Raw genomic sequence first — 18749 nt, forward strand, 5'->3', positions numbered from 1 at the left:
GCAACCGCCGCCCCGTTCGGGGCACCGTCGCGGTTCGCCCGGCGCCGGACGATCGGGCGATCGCCCGCGCCACCCGGGCCACCACCGGCGCATCACGGCTCGCGGTCGACCGATCACCCTGGCCTCCCGGGCGCCGGGCCGTCCCGGATTCCGGGCCCGCGCCGCACGGCGCGGGCCCGTTTCCGTAGGATCGCGGCGTTCGGGTGCGCCGAGGACGCCGCGCCACCGGGCCCCGCACCACCAGGAGCCACCGCATGACCTCCGACGACTTCCGCGCCGCCGCGCACACCGCCGCCGACCTGGCCGCCGACCACCTCGCCGGGATCGCCGCCGGTCCGGTCTGGCGGCCGATGGACGACGCCGCCCGCCGCACCCTGCTGGACGCCCCGCTGCCCGCCGCCGGCCGTCCGCTGGGCGAGCTGCTGGCCGCCGTCGGCCGCGACGTCCTGCCGTACCCGATGGGCAACGGCCACCCGCGCTTCTTCGGCTGGGTGAACTCGGCGCCCGCCCCGGCCGGCGTGCTCGCCACCCTGGCCGCCGCCGCGATGAACCCGAGCTCGGCCGGCGGCGACCACGCCGACGTCCACCTCGAACGGGCGGTGGTCCGCTGGATCGCCGAACTCGTCGGCTTCCCGCACCCGCCCGGCGGCGGGCTGCTCACCTCCGGCACCTCGATGGCGACCATCGTCTGCCTCGCCGCCGCCCGGAACCGCGCCGCGCGCGCCGCCGGGTGGGACGTCCGCGAGGACGGCCTGGCCGGGATGCCGCCGCTGGTCGGCTACGTCACCGGCGAGACCCACTCCTGCGTCCGCAAGGCCGCCGAGCTGCTGGGCCTCGGCAGCAAGCACCTGCGCGCCGTCGCCACCGGACCGGACGGCCTCCTCGACCCCGCCGAGCTGCGCACCGCGATCGCCCGCGACCGGGCCGCCGGACTGCTGCCGTTCCTGGTGGTGGCCTCGGCCGGCACGGTCGGCACCGGCGCGGTCGACGCCTTCGACCCGATCGCCGACCTGTGCGCCGAGGAGCGGCTCTGGCTGCACGTGGACGGCGCCTACGGGGCGTTCGGCGTGCTGGACCCGGAGATCGCCCACCGCTACGCCGGGCTGGCCCGCGCCGACTCGCTCGCCCTCGACCCGCACAAGTGGCTCGGCGTCCCGGTCGACTGCGGCTGCGCGCTGGTCCGCGACCCCGCCGAGCTGCGCGCCGCCTTCAGCCTCGTCCCCTCCTACCTGCGCGACGAGGCGGCCGGCGAGCTCGGCTGGTTCTCCGAGTACGGGACCGAGCAGACCCGCCCGTTCCGCGCCCTGAAGGTGTGGGCGACCATCGCCCACCGGGGCCGCGACGGCCTGGCCGCCGACATCGCCCGGACCACCGCCCTGGCCCGCCGGCTCGGCGAACTCGTCACCGCGGACCCGGAGCTGGAACTCCTCGCCGAGGTCCAGACCTCGATCGTGGCGTTCCGGCTGCGCCCCGCCGGCCGGACCGACGAGGCCGCCCTCGACGCCGTCAACCGCGAGCTCCCCGCCGCCGTCCAGCGCCGCGGCCGCGCCTTCCTCACCGGCGCCCGGCTCGACGGCCGGGAGATCCTCCGCGCCTGCCTGCTCAATCCCGCCACCACCGAGGAGGACCTCGCCGTTCTGCTCGCCGAGGTCAAGGCCGCCGGGCGCGAGCACTCCGGGTGACCGGCGACGGTGATCGAGTCACGGCACCATTAACCGCGGGGTCACGGAGGATTCGTGATCGTGAAACACGGAAGCGGCAGATTGATGGCATGGAGCACACGGAGCAGCTGACGTCCACGACCGATCCGACCACGACCCCCTCCCGTGCCCAGCGCCGCGGCCTCCGCAGCCACCGCTGGCGGCGCGACGCGGTGGAGCTCTCCGCCGTCTTCCTCTCGGTGACCGCCGCCGATCTGGTGGCCAAGCTCGTGGTGCACGGGCCGGACGGGCCGGTGGTGCTCGGCGCGTCCGCCGTCGCGCTGCTCGCCACCGCGCTGTTCCACACCTGGTGGGCACACCGCCACCAGTTGCACGGCCCCCCGGCGCCGGACGCGCCCGCGCCGCCGGGGGCGCCCGAGGCCGAGCCGCTGCGGGGACCGCTGCACGACTTCGAGGGCAGCACGCTGTGGCGGGTCCGCACCACCGTGCAGGACTCCCCCGGCAGTCTGGCCCGGGTCTGCGCGGCCCTCGCCGGGCGGCAGGTGAACATCGTCTCGATGCAGTCCCACCCGCTGCCGACCGGCGCCGTGGACGAGTTCTTCGTCCGCGCGCCGCACTCGCTCACCCGGGCCGACCTGACCGCGCTGGTGGCCGGGGCCGGCGGGCACGACATCTGGACCGGCCCGGCCGACGCGCACGACCTGGTGGACGTGCCCACCCACGTCCTGGCCCTCGCCACCCGGACGGCGCTGGACGCCGCGGAGCTGCCGATCGCCCTGCGCCGGCTCTTCGGGCAGTGCAGCATCCGGCAGTACCCGGGGGCGGCCGGGCGCGGCACCGCCGGGGTGGACGGCCATGTGATGCGGCTGCCCGCGCCCTCGGGCGAGCTGATCGAGCTCACCCGCCCGCAGCTGCCGTTCACCCCGACCGAGTTCGCCCGGGCGCAGGCCCTGGTCGAGCTGGACACCCTGCTCGGCCCCCGGGTGCCGGACGTCCGAGCCCGGCCGAGCGTGCCGGCCGGCGCCGAGCTGACCGTGCGCCGCGCGGACGCGGACGACAAGGCGGCCGCGCTGGCGATGCACCACCGCTGCTCGCCCGAGACCCTGCGCAAGCGCTACCACGGGCCGGTCCGGGACGCCGACCGCTACCTGGACCACCTGCTGGACGCCCGGCACGGGCAGGCCCTGGCGGTGGAGACGGCGGACGGGCGGATCGTCGCCCTCGGGCACCTGATGTGGGACGACGACAGCGCCGAGGTGGCGGTGCTGGTCGAGGACGCCTGGCAGCGGCGCGGGCTGGGCCTGGACCTCGTGCGGCGGATGTCCGCGCTGGCCCTGGAGGCCGGGGTGGAGACGGTGTACGCGGTCACCCGGTCGTCCAACACCGGGCTGATCGCGACCATGCGCCGGCTGGCGGCCCCGCTGGACTACGAGGTGGACGAGGGCACCCTGGTGATCACCGCCCATCTGGCGGAGGCCGCCGAGGAGCTCCCGGTGCCGTGGCAGACCCGTCCGGGGCGCTGAGAACGGCCCCTCGGGGCGTGCTCCCCGGGCCGCGCTCGGGGCCGGTCTCCGGGCCGCCCTCGGGCCGCCCGGCGTCGCGCTCGAGCCGTACCGGTGAGCGGATCGGCGAGCGGATCGGCGAGCGAATCCGTGAGCTGATCGGACAGGTCCGGTAATCGTCCGGTCATTTCTTCACCACATCCTCACCAAGAACCTCACCGGCCCCGGGCCGGGCGGCCTCCGTGCCGCCCGGCCCGGGGCGCGCGGGGAACCGCCGCACCCCGCCCACGCGTCCCCGACGGCGAACGGCCCGTCCGTACACCGCCGATCCTGACCCCACGTCAGGATCTCCCGGACCGCCGCTCCCGGGGCGTCGCAGCAGGCGGCACGGGGTCCGGGGCGTCGAGCCGGGCGGCGGAGTCGGTAGGCTGATCCCGTCCCCGCCGCCCGACGGCCCGTAGTCCGGCCCCCGGGCGGTGCCGCAGCAAGGAGGAACCACTGAGCATGGCAGGCACCGAATCGGAGCCCACAGGCGCACGCGACGCCTCGCTGCCGGCACGCGCGAAGATCGCGGTGACCGCCGGCAAGGTGGCGGCCGCCGTGTCCCGCAAGGCCGGCCGAGGCAGCGGCTCGGTGATCGGCGGCAAGGTCGCGCTCAGGCTCGACCCCGATCTGCTCGCCACCCTCGCCGACCACCTGGACGTGGTGCTGGTCAGCGCCACCAACGGCAAGACCACCACCACCCGCCTGATCGCCGAGGCGCTGCGCGCCGCCGGCCCGGTGGTCTCCAACGCCCTGGGCGCCAACATGCCGGCCGGCATCACCTCCGCCCTGGCCGGCGGCTCGGAGGCCCGCTTCGGCGTGATCGAGGTCGACGAGAAGTACCTGGCCGGCGTCGCCCGCGACACCCGCCCCAAGGCGATCGCCCTGCTCAACCTCTCCCGCGACCAGCTCGACCGCGCGGCCGAGACCCGGATGATGGCCGAGAAGTGGCGCGAGGGCCTCCAGGACACCGAGGCCGTGGTGATCGCCAACGCCGACGACCCGCTGGTGACCTGGGCCGCCTCCTCCTGCAAGAAGGTGGTCTGGGTGGCCGCCGGACAGGCGTGGAAGGAGGACGCCTGGTCCTGCCCCGCCTGCGGCGGTGTGATGCAGCGCCCCGGCGACGACTGGTTCTGCCAGGAGTGCGGCTTCCGGCGCCCCAACCCGCACTGGGCGCTCCAGGGCACCCACGTGATCGACCCGCAGCGCGGCGCCTGGCCGATCCAGCTCCAGCTGCCCGGCCGGGCCAACCTCGCCAACGCCACCAGCTCGGCCGCCGTCGCCGCCGTGTTCGGCGTCTCCCCGCAGGTCGCCCTGGAGCGGATGCGCGGCGTCACCGCGGTCGCCGGCCGCTACGACGTGGTGCAGTACCAGGGCCGTGACATAAGGCTGCTGCTGGCCAAGAACCCGGCCGGCTGGCTGGAGACCTTCTCGCTGATCGACGGCCCGCCCACCCCGGTGGTGCTCTCGGTCAACGCGCTCGACGCGGACGGCACCGACACCTCCTGGCTGTGGGACGTCGACTACGAGCGGCTGGCCGGGCACCCGGTCTTCGTGCTGGGCCAGCGCAAGCTGGACCTCGCGGTGCGCCTGGAGGTCGCCGGGCTGCAGTTCCACGTCGTGGACTCGCTGGAGCAGGCCGTCCGGATGGCACCGCCCGGCCGGATCGAGGCGATCGCCAACTACACCGCCTTCCAGCAGCTGCGGAAGGTCGTGGCCGGCTGATGCCGGAGCGGCACCCGCAGCACCCAGCAGCCCACCGCACGTACGTCATGGAAGGCCTTCGAGGATGAGTGAGAGCAGCCTGCGCGTGGTCTGGGTCTACCCCGACCTGCTCAGCACCTACGGCGACCGGGGCAACGCCCTGGTCGTGGAGCGCCGGGCCCGCCAGCGCCATCTCAACGTGACCCGGATCGACGTCCGCTCCGACCAGTCGGTGCCCACCAGCGGGGACATCTACCTGATCGGCGGCGGCGAGGACCGCCCGCAGCGGCTCGCCGCCGAGCGGCTGCGCAACGACACCGGTCTGGTGCGGGCGGCCGAGAACGGCGCGATCATCTTCGCGGTCTGCGCCGGCTACCAGATCCTCGGCCACGAGTTCGTCAACGACCTCGGCCAGCGCGAGCCGGGCCTCGGCCTGCTGGACGTGTGGACCACCCGCGGCGAGGGCGAGCGCTGCGTCGGCGACGTGCTGGCCGACGTGGACCCGGCGCTCGGCCTGCCGCAGCTGACCGGGTTCGAGAACCACCAGGGCGTGACCCACCTCGGCCAGGGCGTCAAGCCGCTGGCCCGGGTCACCGCCGGCCGGGGCAACGGCACCGGCGACGGCACCGAGGGCGCCTGGCGGGACACCGTCTTCGGCACCTACCTGCACGGCCCGGTGATGGCGCGCAACCCCGCCGTCGCCGACATGCTGCTCAAGCTGGCACTGGACGTGAGCGCCCTGCCGCCGGCCGACACCACCTGGTACGACGCGCTGCGCGCCGAGCGCATCGCGGCCACGACGCGCCCCGCGTAGTACTCCCCGGTCCGTCCGCCCGGTGCCCGCGATGCGGTCATGGGCTCCCCGGGCGGGCCGGGACGTACGACAATGGGGCTGCCCCGTCCCGGGGCTGCCGGCTGCACACCCTCCTCGGCAGCAGGCTGCATTTCCACGCGGGGGCGTCGACGACGCCGCTCCCGCGTCGGCTCCTGCCCGGCCGGACGCAGGCGCCGTATGCTCGACTCCACGGCCGGTTTCGGATGTTCTGTCCGGATCGGCCGGTCCTTCACCCGACGGTCACCTCCGCGCCCACCGGCGCGGGTACGGCCTGTCGTGGTGGCGGTCCGTCGTCCCAGCCTGTAGTCCGGCCGTTCCTCGGTTCTGCTCGGGAGTTGCAAAGCAATGCGTATTGGAGTGCTGACCAGCGGCGGTGACTGCCCCGGCCTGAACGCGGTGATCCGGTCCGTGGTCCACCGGGGGGTGGTCGACCACGGCGACGAGATCATCGGGTTCGAGGACGGCTGGCGCGGTTTCCTCGAAGGGCACCACCGGCCCCTGACCCTCGACTCGGTGAGCGGCATCCTGGCCCAGGGTGGCACCATCCTCGGGTCCTCCCGGGTCCAGCCCAGCCACCTGCGCGACGGCGTCGAGCGCGCCAAGAAGTACTGCGCGGACCTCGGCCTGGACGCGGTGATCCCGATCGGCGGCGAGGGCACCCTCAAGGCCGCCAAGCTGATGAGCGACGCGGGCCTGCCGATCGTCGGTGTGCCGAAGACCATCGACAACGACATCGCGTGCACCGACGTCACCTTCGGCTTCGACACCGCCGTGTCGGTCGCCACCGAGGCCCTGGACCGGCTGAAGACCACGGCCGAGTCGCACCAGCGCGTCATGGTGGTCGAGGTCATGGGCCGCCACACCGGCTGGATCGCGCTGAACGCGGGCATGGCGGCGGGCGCGCACGCGATCGTGGTGCCGGAGCGCCCGTTCCACATCGAGAAGCTCACCGCGGTCGTCCGGGAGCGCTTCGACCGGCAGAAGAAGTTCGCCATCGTGGTCTGCGCCGAGGGCGCCAAGCCCGAGCCCGGCACCATGCACTGGGAAGAGGGCACCAGGGACATCTACGGCCACGAGCGGTTCACCGGCATCGCCACCCAGCTCTCCGGCGAGCTGGAGCACCGGCTCGGCAAGGAGGCCCGTCCGGTCATCCTCGGCCACACCCAGCGCGGCGGCACCCCGACCGCCTACGACCGGGTCCTCGCCACCCGCTTCGGCTGGCACGCCGTGGAGGCCGTCCACAAGGGCGCCTTCGGGCACATCACCGCCCTGCAGGGCACCAACATCAGCCTGGTGCCGCTGGCCGAGGCGGTGGCCGAGCTGAAGACCGTGCCGGCCGACCGCTACCTGGAGGCGGAGACGGTCATCTGACCGCCCGCCCCCACGACGTCCGGTGCCCCGGCCCCCGAGAGCGCGAGTCTCGGGGGCCGGGGCCGTTCGCGGCGACTGCCCCGCCGGGAGCGGGACCGGACCGGCGGACCGGCCGGTCAGAAACCGGTGTCGTAGGTGTACTTGCCGCTGTGGTCGAGCAGATCGGCCGGGGTGACCGTGTTCCACGGCTTCATCCGGTCGTTGAGGTCGATCACGTCGGGCGTGCCGGCCGTCGGCAGATAGGTCTGGCCGGGGTTGCGCTTCTGCCACTCGGACCAGAGCTTGTCGACGAAACAGTGGTGCAGCCAAAACACCGGGTCGTTGGGCGACATGCCGGTGGCCATCTGACCGCCCACCCAGACGTGCACCCGGTTGTGCAGGTTGACCCCGCGCCACCCCTCCAGGTTGTTGCGGAAGCCGGAGGAGGAGCTGTTCCAGGGCGCCGCGTCGTAGGTGGTGATGGCGAGCACCGACTCGGTGTCGGTGCGGCTGGGCAGCTGGGCCACCCCGGTGCCGAGCTGGCGGCGCAGGTAGGTGCGGCTGTCGGTGTTGACGTTGAGCCGCCAGTTGCCGCCCGAGAAGGCGAACGGGCCGGTGGTCACCTGACCGTCGCTGCTGCGGCCGTTGCCGCCCATGAAGTCGGCGCCCCAGATGCCGGCGGTGGCCGTGCGGTCCGCGGTCCAGTCCCAGTACGGGAGGTTGACGCTCGGGTCGATCGCCTGCAGCGCCCGCTCGAACTCCAGCAGGTACTGGCGGTGCCAGGGCAGGAAGGAGGGCGAGCGGTGCCCGGTGCGCTCGCCGTTGTCGACGTCGCTGAGGATGAACTGGTTGTGCGTGGTGACGAACGGGTCGTAGCCGCCGTTGGCCTTGAGCGCCAGCACGGCGTTCACGAACGCGCGCTTCTCCTGGGACGTCAGGGTCGCCTGGTTCTTGCGGACTCCCATGTGAGTCCCCCCTCTTGTGGTGGTGGTCGGTCGCGGTGGGCGAGTGGCCGGAATCAGACGGTGACGACCGGGACGAGCGTCGCGCCCTGGAGGTCGTTGACGGCGGCCCGGGCGAGCGCGCGCGGCGTCGCGAAGGTCTGGTAGTGGTTGACGACGCTGATCCAGGTGCCGTCGGCGTTGCGCATCATGTGCAGCTCGTCGCCGTCGATCCGCACCTCGTAGCCGGTGCCCCCGCCGGTGCCGGTGCCGCCGCCGTGGTGGTGGCTCCCCCCGGCGGCCGGGCGGCCCTGGATCCGCCGGCCCTGGAAGACCTCGTCGAAGCTGTCGGACGCGCCCGGGTCGGCGGCGGTGGCGGCGCCGCCGCCCGGACCCGCGAGACCGATCACGACGGTGCCGGTGGCGACGGTCAGGGCGGCCGCGGCCCCCTGGAGCATCCGTCGGCGCGTCAGCTCCGTGGCCTGGGTGTCTTCGGACATGGTGATACCCCCTCAGGTGCCCGGGACTGTGGTTCGGGCACTGTTCACGAACGGTTGGTTAACCGTTAAACGAAGGTGATTCCTTGATCGAATCACCCGTTTCGATGGTCGCAATGCTTTTTGACCTACGGAACAGCCGATCGGCGGGGGTGCATAGGGTTGCGTATAAATTCGGTCATTTTCTGTCACCTGCCGAACACGCAGCGGTCGCACCCGGCGGGGCGCACCCGGCCGCCCCCACGGGTTGCGGCTAGCGTGACCGGAGGGCCGCAACGGACCGGACGAACCAGACGAACCGGACGAACCCCCGGAGGGACCAGGCGATGGAGATCCTCGCGTACGGCGTGCAGGCCGACGAGCGACCGCTGCTGGAGAAGGCCTTCGCGGGCCGGCACGCGCTGCGTTGCCTGTCCGTCTTCCTCAACCGCGACACCGCCCCGCTCGCGGCCGGCCACCCGGTCGTCAGCAGCAGCGTCAACGCCGAACTCGACGCCGCCACCCTCGCCGTCCTCGCCGCCGGCGGCACGAAGCTGATCGCCCAGCGCTCCACCGGCTTCAACAACATCGACCTCGACGCCGCCGCCGACCTCGGCCTGACCGTCGCCCGGGTCTCCCACTACAGCCCGTACGCGGTCGCCGAACACGCCTGGACCCTGGCCCTGGCCGTCAACCGTCGCCTCACCCGGGCCGCCAACCGCTCCCGCGAGTTCGACTTCCGCCTCGACGGCCTGCTCGGCCGCGACATCCACGGCATGACCGTCGGCGTCATCGGCACCGGCAAGATCGGCGAATGCTTCGCCCGCATCGCGGCCGGATTCGGCACCCACCTCCTCGGCTGGGACATCGCCGAGAACCCCGCCTGCCGCGACCTCGGCATGACCTACACCGAACTGCCCGAACTCCTCTCCTGCGCCGACCTGATCAGCCTGCACGTCCCCCTGCTGCCGTCCACCCACCACCTGATCGACGCCGCCGCGCTCGCCCGGATGAAGGACGACGCCATCCTCGTCAACTCCAGCCGGGGCGGCCTCGTCGACGCCGCCGCCCTGGTCGAGACCCTGCGCGCCGGCCGCCTCTCCGGCGTCGGCCTCGACGTCTACGAGGAGGAGACCGGCGTCTTCTTCACCGACCGCTCCATCGAGGGCATCACCGACGACACCCTCGCCCGCCTCGTCACCTTCCCCCAGGTCCTCGTCACCAGCCACCAGGCGTACTTCACCCGCACCGCCGTCGGCCAGATCATCGACACCACCGTCCAGAACGTCGACGACTTCGCCAACGGCCGCACCAACGGGAACACCCTCGTGCCCCGCAAGGCCGGCTGACGCCCGGGGCTGGCACTCCGCACACCCGTCACGCCGTCACGCCGTCACGCCGACCCGCCGTCACGCCGTCACGCCGACCCGCCGACCCGCCGACCCGCCGACCCGCCGACCCGCCGACCAAAGTGTTCGAGGACAACAAAGCCTTCCTATCTGTGAAAACGCTGTAAAGTTGGCACTTCCTGACCTCTTGTCAGAGACACCCTTCCTCCCTACCTTCGTGGATCAGGACCGCAGCCCAGCAAGCCGCCGGTCCGCAGCGGTCGCGACCCGCGCCCTCACCCACGCACAGGACTTGGAGGCGTCACATGCCCGTAGCCATGATCGAACTCCCGAAGGTCGACGAATTCCGCAACGCCGGCCCGCTGGTGGTCGACGACGAGGCCATCGTGTTCGAGGACGACGACCGCAGCGACCACGGCGCCACCGCCTGCCTGGCCGACCCCTGGGTGACCGCCACCACCCGCTTCGCCTGCGGGGACTAGGGGTGCTCTGGTCCATCGCCGGCCGCAGCGGGTGGTCGGACCACAGGTGGTCGTATCTCAACGACCCGCGAATGCCTGCGATGGACCACGGCTGGAAGCTCCACATCTCCGCCCGCCCCGACGGGCTCGAGGCCCTGACCGGTCTCGTGCTTCCGGTGCTGGAGCGGTTCGTCTGCCACGCGAAGTCCGCCCGGAGCCCGCAGGTCCTGCGCGAGATCAACTCCGGCACGGCGAGCGCGGGGGTGGTCGGCAAGGCGATCACGGTCTACCCGGCGACGGGCGTCGTGGTCGAACTCGCCGAGGAGCTCGTCTCCGTCCTGGACGGCCTGGAGGGCCCGCAGGTCGTCAGCGACCGACGGGTCGACCCTCGGGCCCCGGTCTACTACCGTTACGGCCCCTTCACGGGCAGCTACCGCACCGGCCGCGGCGGACGGTTGGAGTCGGTCATGGTCGGGCCGGACGGCCGGGTCTTCGACGGACTCGCCACCGGCTCCTACCGGTGCCCCCCGTGGGCCGAGGACCCCTTCGCCGGCCGGCGGCGGAACGTGAGCGCGTCCGGGGCCGGCGGCGAGCCGTCGACGCCCGCGTCCGGCACGTCGACGCCCGCGACCGGCATGGGCGGTGGACGCTACCGGATCACCGGCGGCATCGCGCGCAAGCCCGGGGGCAATGTCTACCGGGCACTCGACCGGGTCACCGGGGCTTCGGTGGTGGTCAAGCAGGCCAGGGCCTTCGTGGCCGAGGACGAATCGGGTGCCGACACCCGGGACCGACTGCGCCACGAACGCACCGTCCTCACCGCGCTGGACGGCGTCACCGGGGTGCCGCGCGCACTGGACTACTTCGGCCACGAGGCCGACGAGTACCTGGTGCTGACCGACTGCGGCGACCGGAACCTGCGACGGGACGTCCGGGACCAGGGACCCTACGGGGACGCCGGACCCCCGCGCGGGCTGCGCGAACTGGCCCTCGGATTGCTGTCCGTCCTCGACGAGGTCCACGAACGGGGCGTGGTCGTCCGCGATCTGAAGCCCGACAACGTCGTACTCGACGCCACCGGCCGGTGCCGGTTGATCGACTTCGGGATCGGCGAACTGCACGGCGTCGGCCAGGACGGCGCAACTCCCGGGTACAGCGCGCCGGTTCGGCGTGCGGCCGGACCCGCCGAGACCGTCGACGACTACTACGCCCTGGGCGCGACCCTGCACTTCGCCGCCACCGGTCTCGACCCGGTGATCGTCGATGCGGACGCCGGGGTCAACCGGGAGCGCACCCTGGCGGGCCTGGCATGGGTCCTCCCGGACGACCGGCACCGGTGGATCCGGACGGTGATCGAGGAGTTGACGAGCCTCGCCCCCGCCGTGCGCGGGGCCGGCGCCGAACGGCTCCGCGCCTCGAGGACCGGGGTACCCGGGGCCCCCGCAGCGCCCGCCACGCCCGCCGCACCCGCCGCACCCGCCGCACCCGCCGCCCGGGAGACGCGCAGGACGTCCGGGGGTCCGCAGCGCCTGCGGCCCGACGCCGGACTGCTCGCGGAGATCGTCGAGCACACGACGGCGTTCTGCGTCGACGAGGCACGCAGGATCGTGGATCCGGCGCTCGCCGCCCGTGCGGACGTCCCGACCCCGGTCGACGTCTACGCCGGCAGCTCGGGGCTCGGACTGGAACTGCTGCGCCACGCGGACCGGCCCGAGGTGCGCGAAGCCGTGGACGCCCTGGCGCTGTGGACGGCGCAGCAGACCCGGAGCCGGTCCACGGGCTTCTACACGGGCCGCACCGGCGTCGAGCTGTTCCTCGCGGCGGCGGAAGCGGGCCCGGTCGGCAGGGCGCGGGCGCCGCGTGCCGACGGACCGGTCGACCACGCCACGCTGCCCACCCGGGGCCCGGACGGCGGACCGCCGGAAGCGGACATGATCGAGGGTGTCGCCGGCATCGGCGTCGGCCGCCTGCTGCTCGCACGTCAGGCGCGCGAAGCGGGCGATCCCGGCCTGGCCGACCGGCACCTCGCCGTCGCCGCCGAGTGCGACCGGATGCTGGCCGACGACCGGGCCCGGCTGACGCCCCCGACCGTCGAACGGGCCGGTGACGCCGCACTGCGGGAGGGCCTGGCCCACGGCACGGCGGGTGTCGCGTACTTCCTGGCGGAGTACGCCGCGGCGACCGGGGATCCCGGGGCGACCGCCAGGGCCCGGCTGGCGTGCGCGCGTCTGGCGGCCGTCACCACGGACATCGTCGCGGCGGCGACCGCACCGGCCGCGACGCGACGCTACGGCTCCTGGTGCCGAGGGCTGGCGGGGATCGGGGCCGTGCTGGTGCGGGCCGCCGACCGGCTGGGCGAGCCGCAGCACCTCGTCCTCGCCGAGCGGGCCGCGCGCACCTGCGCCGTGCTGGCGCCGCGGATGCCGCTGGTCACGCAGTGCTGCGGGCTGTCCGGTGTCGGCGACCTGATGGTGGACGTGGCCCTGGCGACCGGCTCCGAGGAGTACTGGGAGGCGGCCGGGACCGTCGCGGCGATCGTCCTGACCCGCAGCGGCGGCCCCCGGTCCCGTCCGGTCTTCCCGGACGCGAACCTGGCCGCGGCGAGCGCGGGCTGGGCCGGCGGTTCCGCCGGTGTGCTCGCGTTCCTCCGCCGCCTGTACCGGCAGGGCGGCCCGCGGCTCGGCCTGATCGGCTGACATCCCGGGCCGCGAGGTGCCGGTCCGTGCGTGCCCGCGGCGGGAACACCCTCGGCCCGCGCGACGCCGGCCGACCGGGTCCTGTCCGTGGCGACAGTCCGGCGGCCGGCCTTCTTGGCGCCCGCGCCATGGTCCGCGGGCCGACCGGGCGGCACGGTGGGAGGTGCCGCGCCCGGGACGGTCCCGGGCGGCCGGCGTCTGGAAGGACGGCGAACACCATGGACGTCAACTCCCGCGGGCAGTACGGGGACTACCAGAACGAGATCTACTTCGACGGTCTCTTCGGGGTGCAGCCGACGATGCCGATGACCTTCCCCGAGCTGGAGGCCCGCGCGCAGGCCGCGCTGCCGCCGTCGGTGCTCTCCTACGTCGCGGGTGGCGCCGGGGACGAGTCCACCCAGCGGGCGAACGTGTCGGCGTTCGAGCGCTGGGGCCTGGTGCCGCGGATGATGGTCGGCGCGACCGGGCGCGACCTGTCCGTGAACCTGTTCGGGCTCGAGCTCCCGTCGCCGCTGCTGATGGCCCCGGTCGGGGTGATCGGCCTCTGCGCGCAGGACGGTCACGGCGACCTGGCCACCGCGCGCGCCGCCGCGCGCAGCGGTGTTCCGATGATCGCCTCGACGCTGACCGTCGACCCGCTGGAGGAGGTGGCCGCGGAGTTCGGCGACACCCCCGGGTTCTTCCAGCTGTACACCCCGACCGACCGCGCCCTGGCGGAGAGCCTCGTGCACCGGGCGGAGGCCGCCGGTTTCCAGGGCATCGTGGTCACCCTGGACACCTGGCTGACCGGCTGGCGCCCGCGTGACCTCAGTACCAGCAACTTCCCCCAGCTGCGCGGCCACGCGCTGGCCAACTACACCTCCGACCCGGTGTTCCGGGCGCGTCTCGCCAAGTCGCCCGAGGAGGACCCCCGGGGCGCCGTCCGCGAGTGGATCAACGTCTTCGGCAACCCGCTCACCTGGGACGATCTTCCGTGGCTGCGGTCGATCACCGACCTCCCGATCGTCCTGAAGGGCATCTGCGCGCCGGAGGACGTCCGCCGGGCCAAGGACGGCGGCGTGGACGGCGTCTACTGCTCCAACCACGGCGGCCGGCAGGCCAACGGCGGGCTGCCGGCCCTGGAGGCCCTGCCCGGTGTGGTCGAGGCCGCCGACGGGATGCCGGTGCTGTTCGACTCCGGCGTGCGGACCGGCGCGGACGTGATCAAGGCACTCGCCCTCGGCGCCACGGCCGTCGCCGTCGGCCGGCCGTACGCCTACGGTCTCGCCGTCGGCGGCGTCGACGGCGTCGTGCACGTGCTGCGCTCGCTGCTCGCCGAGGCCGACCTGATCATGGCCGTGGACGGTTACCCGACGCTCGCCGACCTCCGGGCCGAGGGCGCGCTGCGCCGGCTCTGACCCGCGCCGTCCGGCCGGCTCACGCACAACCGGCGGAAGGCCCGGCCCCCCGAACCCGCACAGGGTTCGGGGGGCCGGGCCTTCCGCCGTGCGCCGCATCTCCGGCTCTCCGTCTCCCCGTCCCGGGACCTCAGCCGGTCACCCTGGCCAGCCAGGCCACCAGGTCGGCGGTGACCTCCCCGTGGTTGGTCTCGTGCAACAGCTCGTGCCGGGCACCGGGATAGCTGTGGTGGACCACGTCGGTGAATCCCACGTGCCGGTAGCGGCGGGCGACCAGGTCCGCGGGCACCAGACCGGCCGCGAGCGGGTCGTCCTCCCCCGCGAAGACCGCGACCGGCAGGTCGGGGCGGACCCAGGAGGGGTCGGTGAGCCGGGGTGCGGCGGCGGTCAGCCCCGCCAGCCCGGCGGCGTCCAGGGCGAATCCGCACAGCGGGTCGGCGAGGTAGGCGTCGACGGCGTCCGGGTCGCGGCTGAGCCAGTCGGCCGGCGTGCGGGCGGGCCGGAACGGCTCGTTGAGGGCCGCGAGCAGCTGTGGCCCGGTCCCGGTGAGGCTCCGGGCCAGGTGGTCCAGCGCGGTGGTGCCGAACAGTGCGAGGCCGGACAGCCGCGCGGCGTGGTCGAGGGTGTACTGCTGGGCCGCGAACGATCCCAGGCTGTGGCCGAGCAGCACGACGGGGAGTCCGGGGTGGCGGCGTTCGACGACGGCGGTGATCCGGGCGAGGTCGCCCACGAGCTCGTTCCAGCCGTCCGGCCCGAGCCGGCCGCGCCCCGCGTGCATGGTCAGGCCGTGGCCGCGGTGATCGCCCGCGTAGACGGCGCAGCCCGTCGCGGTGAGGGCCTCGGCCAGGCGCGCGTAGCGGCCGCTGTGCTCGCCCATGCCGTGGGCGATCTGGACGACGGCGCGGGGCGGGCCGTCGGGGGCCCAGGTCCGGACATGGAGGCGGATGCCGCCGGGGCTGGGGAGGGTGAACAAAGGGGGCTCCAGGTGTCGAGGGTGGTGGAGACGTACGGCCGCCCGGCCCGTGGCGGGAGCCTCGGGCCGGGCGGGGGTAGGAGGGTGCGGACGAGGAGCCGCCGGGCTCAGCCGGTCGTGGCGGCGAATTCGACGATCAGCCGGGCGACCGCGTCGGGGCGGTCCAGGTGGACGGGGTGGCCGGCCCCGGGGACGACCGCGGCGCGGGCCAGCGGACTGAGGGCCGCGGTGGCACCGGCGTGCTCGCTCGACCAGAACTGGCTGTCGGCACCGGCCACGATCAGGGCGGGCACGGTGAGGCCGGCCACGACGTCCCGCCAGTCCTGGCAGGCGTGGTCGAACAGCAGCGGGTAGGTGTCGTCGGTGATGAGCCGGCTCATGCCACGCCCCCCGGCCCGTCTGATCCCCGCGTCGACGGCCACCGGGTCGGGCCACGCGCGGCCGCGGCCGGTCGCGACGGCGTCAGGCCGCAGGAAGAAGGTGCCCAGGTTCTCGGTGGTCAGCCCGTGGAAGCCGTACGGCCAGTCGGGGCCGTTGACCATCCGCGGGGTCTGGTCGAGCGTGACGATCCCGGCGAGCCGCTCGCCACCGAACAGGCTGACGTACGACCAGACGGTGCTCGCGCCCATCGACGCGCCGACCGCGGTGACGTCGTCGAGGTCCAGCCCGGTGAGGAACTCGTGCAGGTCCGTGCCGTGCCGGGCGATGCGCTGCCCGCCCGCGGGCCGGTCGGACTGCCCGTGCCAGCGCCGGTCCAGGGAGATCACCCGGTGTCCGGCCGCGCGCAGGGCGGCCCACTGCATCGCCCAGCTGTCGGCGGGCGCCCCGTAGCCGGCGATCAGCACGACCGGTCGGCCGGTGCCCTCGTCGTAGTAGTGCAGGGCGGTGTTGTCGCTCGTGACGAACCTGGGCATGGCGGCCTCCGGGAGGGTGTCGGGGCGGGGATGTCGGAAGAGGAGTACGACGGGGGGTCAGTGGGCGGCGGGCCTCCGCCGCCAGGGGTGACCGACGGCAACGGCGACCCCGCAGGCGAGGAGGGTGTCGACCAGCCGGGCGGTGATCACCCGGCCGTCCGAGGGCGGACCGGGGACGGCGAGCACCAGGACGACGACGCTCGCCAGCGCTGTGTGCAGGGCGTAGGAGCGGTCGGTGGCCCCGGGGAGGACCGCGCCCACCAGGACGGCGAGCAGGACCAGCGTCCAGCCGGACAGCGTGCGGGCCGCCAGCGCGGCGCCCAGGACTCCCAGGACCGTGCCGGCCACCCGGTCGCCGACCCGGCGCAGCACCGAGGCGTCGGCCGGACGGAAGGCCAGGGCCGCGGTGAGCGGCAGCCAGAAGGCGTGCTCGGGCCGGAGCAGCTCGGCGAGGACCGCGGCGGTCCCGACGCACAGCGGCAGCCGCAGGACGGCGTCCCGGCGGGCCGGACCGGACCGGACCGCCCGTGCCGGGCGGTCCGTGGTGCCGGCGGCGGGGCGGCCGCGCAGGCGGGCGAGGACGAGAAGCAGACCCATCGGCGCGCAGCCGAGTCCGTAGAGGGCGACGGTCCGGACGGACGTCGGACCGGCGCCCATGCCCATGCCGATGGCGGTCAGCACCATCAGCTTGAGGCCGAACAGCTGGTCGGCGGGCCGGGCGAAGCCGACGACCGCGGCGGCAAGGGCGGCCAGCACCATGCACAGGGCCTGGCCCCAGCCCGGCGTGGGCGCGGTACGGCCGAGGAGCAGACCGGCGGACCCGCCGACCAGGATCGCGGCGAACCGGACCGCGCGCTCGCGCACCGGACCGCTGTGGTCGCCGTTGACGCTGCACACCGCGCCGGCCACGGCCACCGGCACCCCGGCGGCACCCGCCAGCGCGTGCGCGCCGAGCAGGGCCGCGGTGATCGCGACCGCACTGCGCACCGTCCGGTCCCACGGGATCCGTCGCCCGGGCGGGGCGGCGGCGGGACGGTCGGGGCGAGGCATGGCGGACGGCTCCTGGGCTGGACGGGGCTCGGGCGGGACGGATCCGGGCGGAACGGGATCCGGCTCCCGGTCTCCACGGTGCCCCGCGGCCGGCTCGGCGGCCATGGTGCGCGGCACAGTGTCGGCGGGGCCAGAATTGTCCGTGTGAACAAAGGAACCGGGTCGACCGTGGCCGAGGAGCGCAGGCGCGTCCTGGCGGATCTGTCCCCCGACGACATCGCGACCGCGGCGGCGGCCACCGTGGTCCGCGAGATCCCGGCCTACCACGGGCACGACACCGGCCGGGTGCGCGGCGACCTGCTCGCCGTCCTGGCACCGGTCCTGGCGATGCTGCGCGAGGGACGCGACGCCACCGCCGGGGAGCGGGCGGCGTTCGCCGCCTTCGGGGCGCTGCGTGCCGAGCAGGGCATCGGTCTGGAACCCCTCCTGGAGGCCTTCCGGCTGACCACCCGCCGCGCCTTCGACGCCCTCTACCTGCAGATCCGCCGCGTCGACGCCCAGCAGGCCGGGCTGGAACTCGCCCGCGACTTCTGGGACTGCTGCGACCGGTTGTCCGCCGCCGTGGTCCAGGGACACCGGGAACGCGACCTGGCCGAGGCGACCGCCGCGCAGGAGCACCGCACCCTGCTGCTGCGCCAGTTGCTCACCGGGGACCTGCCCACCGACTACCTGGCCACCGCCGCGGCCGCGCTCGGCCTCGATCTGCGCAGCGAGTACCACGTGTGCCACGCCCGGCCCGGTGCGGGCCGGACGATCGCGGTCGTGGAGCGGGAGCTGCGCCCGTACACGGTCGCCCTGCTGGCCGAACCCGGGACCGACCGGGTGGTCGGCCTGACCGCCCGCCCACTGCCGGACCGGGTCGCCGTACCGTCCGGCCTGGGGGCGGCCCGGCCGCTGGCGAGGCTGCGCGAGTCGCTGGCCGAGGCCGAGCGGTGCGACGAACTGGCCGTGGCGTTCGGCCTGGCCCGCCCGGTGCGGACCGGGGAACTACCGCTCCACCTGGCGGTGCTGACCCTTCCGGCGGTCGGCGGGCAGCTGGTCGAGCGGTGCTTCGGACACACCTCCGGTGACCGCCGGGCCACCCTGGTGCGTACCGTGGACGCCTACCTGGCCGCCGACGCCAACGCGGAGCAGGCCGCGGCCGCGCTGTTCGTCCACCCCAACACCCTGCGCTACCGGCTGCGCGCGCTGACCGCCGCCACCGGCCTGGACCCGGCCCGCACCGAGGACGCGCTGTCCCTGTGGTGGGCGGTTCGGCACCTGGAGGCGGTGAACGGGCGGACCGGCGGGGAGCACTGAGGCGGCGCCCCGCCGGAAGGCCGGGGCCGGAGCACCGGGGCGACCGGACGACCGTGCCCGGTACGCCGGGCGGGTGAGGCCCGTCCGCGCCTGCCCGGT

15 protein-coding genes are annotated in these 18749 nt (G+C 74.6%); 10 read left to right on the forward strand and 5 right to left on the reverse strand.

Annotation, left to right across the window (positions count from 1 at the left end; all coding sequences use genetic code 11):
* Window positions 1-254: 254 nt before the first annotated feature.
* The 5 genes from BLU95_RS07080 (at window position 255) to BLU95_RS07100 (ending at window position 7115) form a co-directional block, all read left to right on the forward strand.
* Window positions 255-1682 (forward strand): pyridoxal phosphate-dependent decarboxylase family protein, encoded by a 1428-nt coding sequence (locus tag BLU95_RS07080; RefSeq protein ID WP_093859227.1) that lies wholly within the window; start codon window positions 255-257, stop codon window positions 1680-1682.
* 89 nt (window positions 1683-1771) lie between these two features.
* The gene (locus tag BLU95_RS07085; RefSeq protein WP_093859228.1) at window positions 1772-3184 is read left to right on the forward strand and encodes a GNAT family N-acetyltransferase; all 1413 of its coding nucleotides are present in this window, start codon (window positions 1772-1774) and stop codon (window positions 3182-3184) included.
* Window positions 3185-3667: 483 nt separating this feature from the next.
* Window positions 3668-4930, forward strand: coding sequence for a MurT ligase domain-containing protein (locus BLU95_RS07090; protein WP_093859229.1), 1263 nt, complete (start codon window positions 3668-3670; stop codon window positions 4928-4930).
* Window positions 4931-4994: 64 nt separating this feature from the next.
* On the forward strand, window positions 4995-5723 hold the full coding sequence (locus BLU95_RS07095) for a type 1 glutamine amidotransferase (RefSeq protein WP_093859230.1): 729 nt from the start codon (window positions 4995-4997) through the stop codon (window positions 5721-5723).
* Window positions 5724-6089: 366 nt separating this feature from the next.
* Entirely contained in the window at window positions 6090-7115 is a 1026-nt protein-coding gene (locus tag BLU95_RS07100) for a 6-phosphofructokinase (RefSeq protein WP_093859231.1), read from the forward strand.
* Between the two features lie 116 nt (window positions 7116-7231).
* On the opposite strand, the gene melC2 is transcribed toward BLU95_RS07100, so the two are convergent.
* The gene (gene melC2, locus BLU95_RS07105; protein WP_093859232.1) at window positions 7232-8059 is read right to left on the reverse strand and encodes a tyrosinase MelC2; all 828 of its coding nucleotides are present in this window, start codon (window positions 8057-8059) and stop codon (window positions 7232-7234) included.
* Window positions 8060-8112: 53 nt separating this feature from the next.
* Window positions 8113-8535 (reverse strand): apotyrosinase chaperone MelC1, encoded by a 423-nt coding sequence (gene melC1 / locus BLU95_RS07110; RefSeq protein ID WP_093859233.1) that lies wholly within the window; start codon window positions 8533-8535, stop codon window positions 8113-8115.
* Between the two features lie 323 nt (window positions 8536-8858).
* On the opposite strand from melC1, the gene BLU95_RS07115 reads away from it, so the two are divergent.
* The 4 genes from BLU95_RS07115 to BLU95_RS07125 all read left to right on the forward strand — a co-directional run bounded on the left by BLU95_RS07115 (window position 8859) and on the right by BLU95_RS07125 (window position 14414).
* Window positions 8859-9860, forward strand: coding sequence for a 2-hydroxyacid dehydrogenase (locus BLU95_RS07115; RefSeq protein WP_093859234.1), 1002 nt, complete (start codon window positions 8859-8861; stop codon window positions 9858-9860).
* Between the two features lie 305 nt (window positions 9861-10165).
* A complete protein-coding gene (locus BLU95_RS42985) occupies window positions 10166-10342 on the forward strand; it encodes an SflA family class IV lanthipeptide (protein WP_173862011.1) in 177 nt (58 codons plus the stop codon).
* A 2-nt stretch (window positions 10343-10344) separates the two neighbouring features.
* A complete protein-coding gene (gene lanL, locus BLU95_RS07120; protein ID WP_093859235.1) occupies window positions 10345-13017 on the forward strand; it encodes a class IV lanthionine synthetase LanL in 2673 nt (890 codons plus the stop codon).
* 218 nt (window positions 13018-13235) lie between these two features.
* Window positions 13236-14414 carry an alpha-hydroxy-acid oxidizing protein gene (locus BLU95_RS07125; RefSeq protein WP_093859236.1) on the forward strand — a complete coding sequence of 393 codons (1179 nt, stop codon included), beginning with the start codon at window positions 13236-13238 and terminating at the stop codon, window positions 14412-14414.
* Window positions 14415-14544: 130 nt separating this feature from the next.
* On the opposite strand, the gene BLU95_RS07130 is transcribed toward BLU95_RS07125, so the two are convergent.
* The 3 genes from BLU95_RS07130 to BLU95_RS07140 form a co-directional block, all read right to left on the reverse strand.
* Window positions 14545-15387: an alpha/beta fold hydrolase gene (locus BLU95_RS07130; protein WP_093859237.1), complete on the reverse strand. Its 843-nt coding sequence runs from the start codon at window positions 15385-15387 to the stop codon at window positions 14545-14547.
* Between the two features lie 107 nt (window positions 15388-15494).
* On the reverse strand, window positions 15495-16301 hold the full coding sequence (locus tag BLU95_RS07135; protein WP_093859238.1) for an alpha/beta fold hydrolase: 807 nt from the start codon (window positions 16299-16301) through the stop codon (window positions 15495-15497).
* A 57-nt stretch (window positions 16302-16358) separates the two neighbouring features.
* Complete coding sequence (locus BLU95_RS07140; protein WP_107452490.1) at window positions 16359-17351, reverse strand: FUSC family protein; 993 nt, start codon at window positions 17349-17351, stop codon at window positions 16359-16361.
* A 144-nt stretch (window positions 17352-17495) separates the two neighbouring features.
* On the opposite strand from BLU95_RS07140, the gene BLU95_RS07145 reads away from it, so the two are divergent.
* The gene (locus BLU95_RS07145; protein WP_159424813.1) at window positions 17496-18650 is read left to right on the forward strand and encodes a helix-turn-helix domain-containing protein; all 1155 of its coding nucleotides are present in this window, start codon (window positions 17496-17498) and stop codon (window positions 18648-18650) included.
* The last annotated feature ends 99 nt before the right edge of the window (window positions 18651-18749 follow it).

The sequence above is a fragment of the Streptomyces sp. TLI_053 genome (genome assembly GCF_900105395.1).
In the GTDB taxonomy this organism is placed as follows: Bacteria; Actinomycetota; Actinomycetes; order Streptomycetales; family Streptomycetaceae; genus Kitasatospora.

What these genes read in the sequence shown, in the direction of transcription:
- BLU95_RS07125 (WP_093859236.1), top strand. Translation starts at nt 13,236, where the DNA reads ATGGACGTCAACTCCCGCGGGCAGTACGGGGACTACCAGAACGAGATC.
- BLU95_RS07140 (WP_107452490.1), bottom strand. Translation starts at nt 17,351, where the DNA reads ATGCCTCGCCCCGACCGTCCCGCCGCCGCCCCGCCCGGGCGACGGATC.
- BLU95_RS07115 (WP_093859234.1), top strand. Translation starts at nt 8,859, where the DNA reads ATGGAGATCCTCGCGTACGGCGTGCAGGCCGACGAGCGACCGCTGCTG.
- BLU95_RS07090 (WP_093859229.1), top strand. Translation starts at nt 3,668, where the DNA reads ATGGCAGGCACCGAATCGGAGCCCACAGGCGCACGCGACGCCTCGCTG.
- BLU95_RS07085 (WP_093859228.1), top strand. Translation starts at nt 1,772, where the DNA reads ATGGAGCACACGGAGCAGCTGACGTCCACGACCGATCCGACCACGACC.
- BLU95_RS07135 (WP_093859238.1), bottom strand. Translation starts at nt 16,301, where the DNA reads ATGCCCAGGTTCGTCACGAGCGACAACACCGCCCTGCACTACTACGAC.
- BLU95_RS07095 (WP_093859230.1), top strand. Translation starts at nt 4,995, where the DNA reads ATGAGTGAGAGCAGCCTGCGCGTGGTCTGGGTCTACCCCGACCTGCTC.
- BLU95_RS07080 (WP_093859227.1), top strand. Translation starts at nt 255, where the DNA reads ATGACCTCCGACGACTTCCGCGCCGCCGCGCACACCGCCGCCGACCTG.
- melC1 (WP_093859233.1), bottom strand. Translation starts at nt 8,535, where the DNA reads ATGTCCGAAGACACCCAGGCCACGGAGCTGACGCGCCGACGGATGCTC.
- BLU95_RS42985 (WP_173862011.1), top strand. Translation starts at nt 10,166, where the DNA reads ATGCCCGTAGCCATGATCGAACTCCCGAAGGTCGACGAATTCCGCAAC.
- melC2 (WP_093859232.1), bottom strand. Translation starts at nt 8,059, where the DNA reads ATGGGAGTCCGCAAGAACCAGGCGACCCTGACGTCCCAGGAGAAGCGC.
- BLU95_RS07100 (WP_093859231.1), top strand. Translation starts at nt 6,090, where the DNA reads ATGCGTATTGGAGTGCTGACCAGCGGCGGTGACTGCCCCGGCCTGAAC.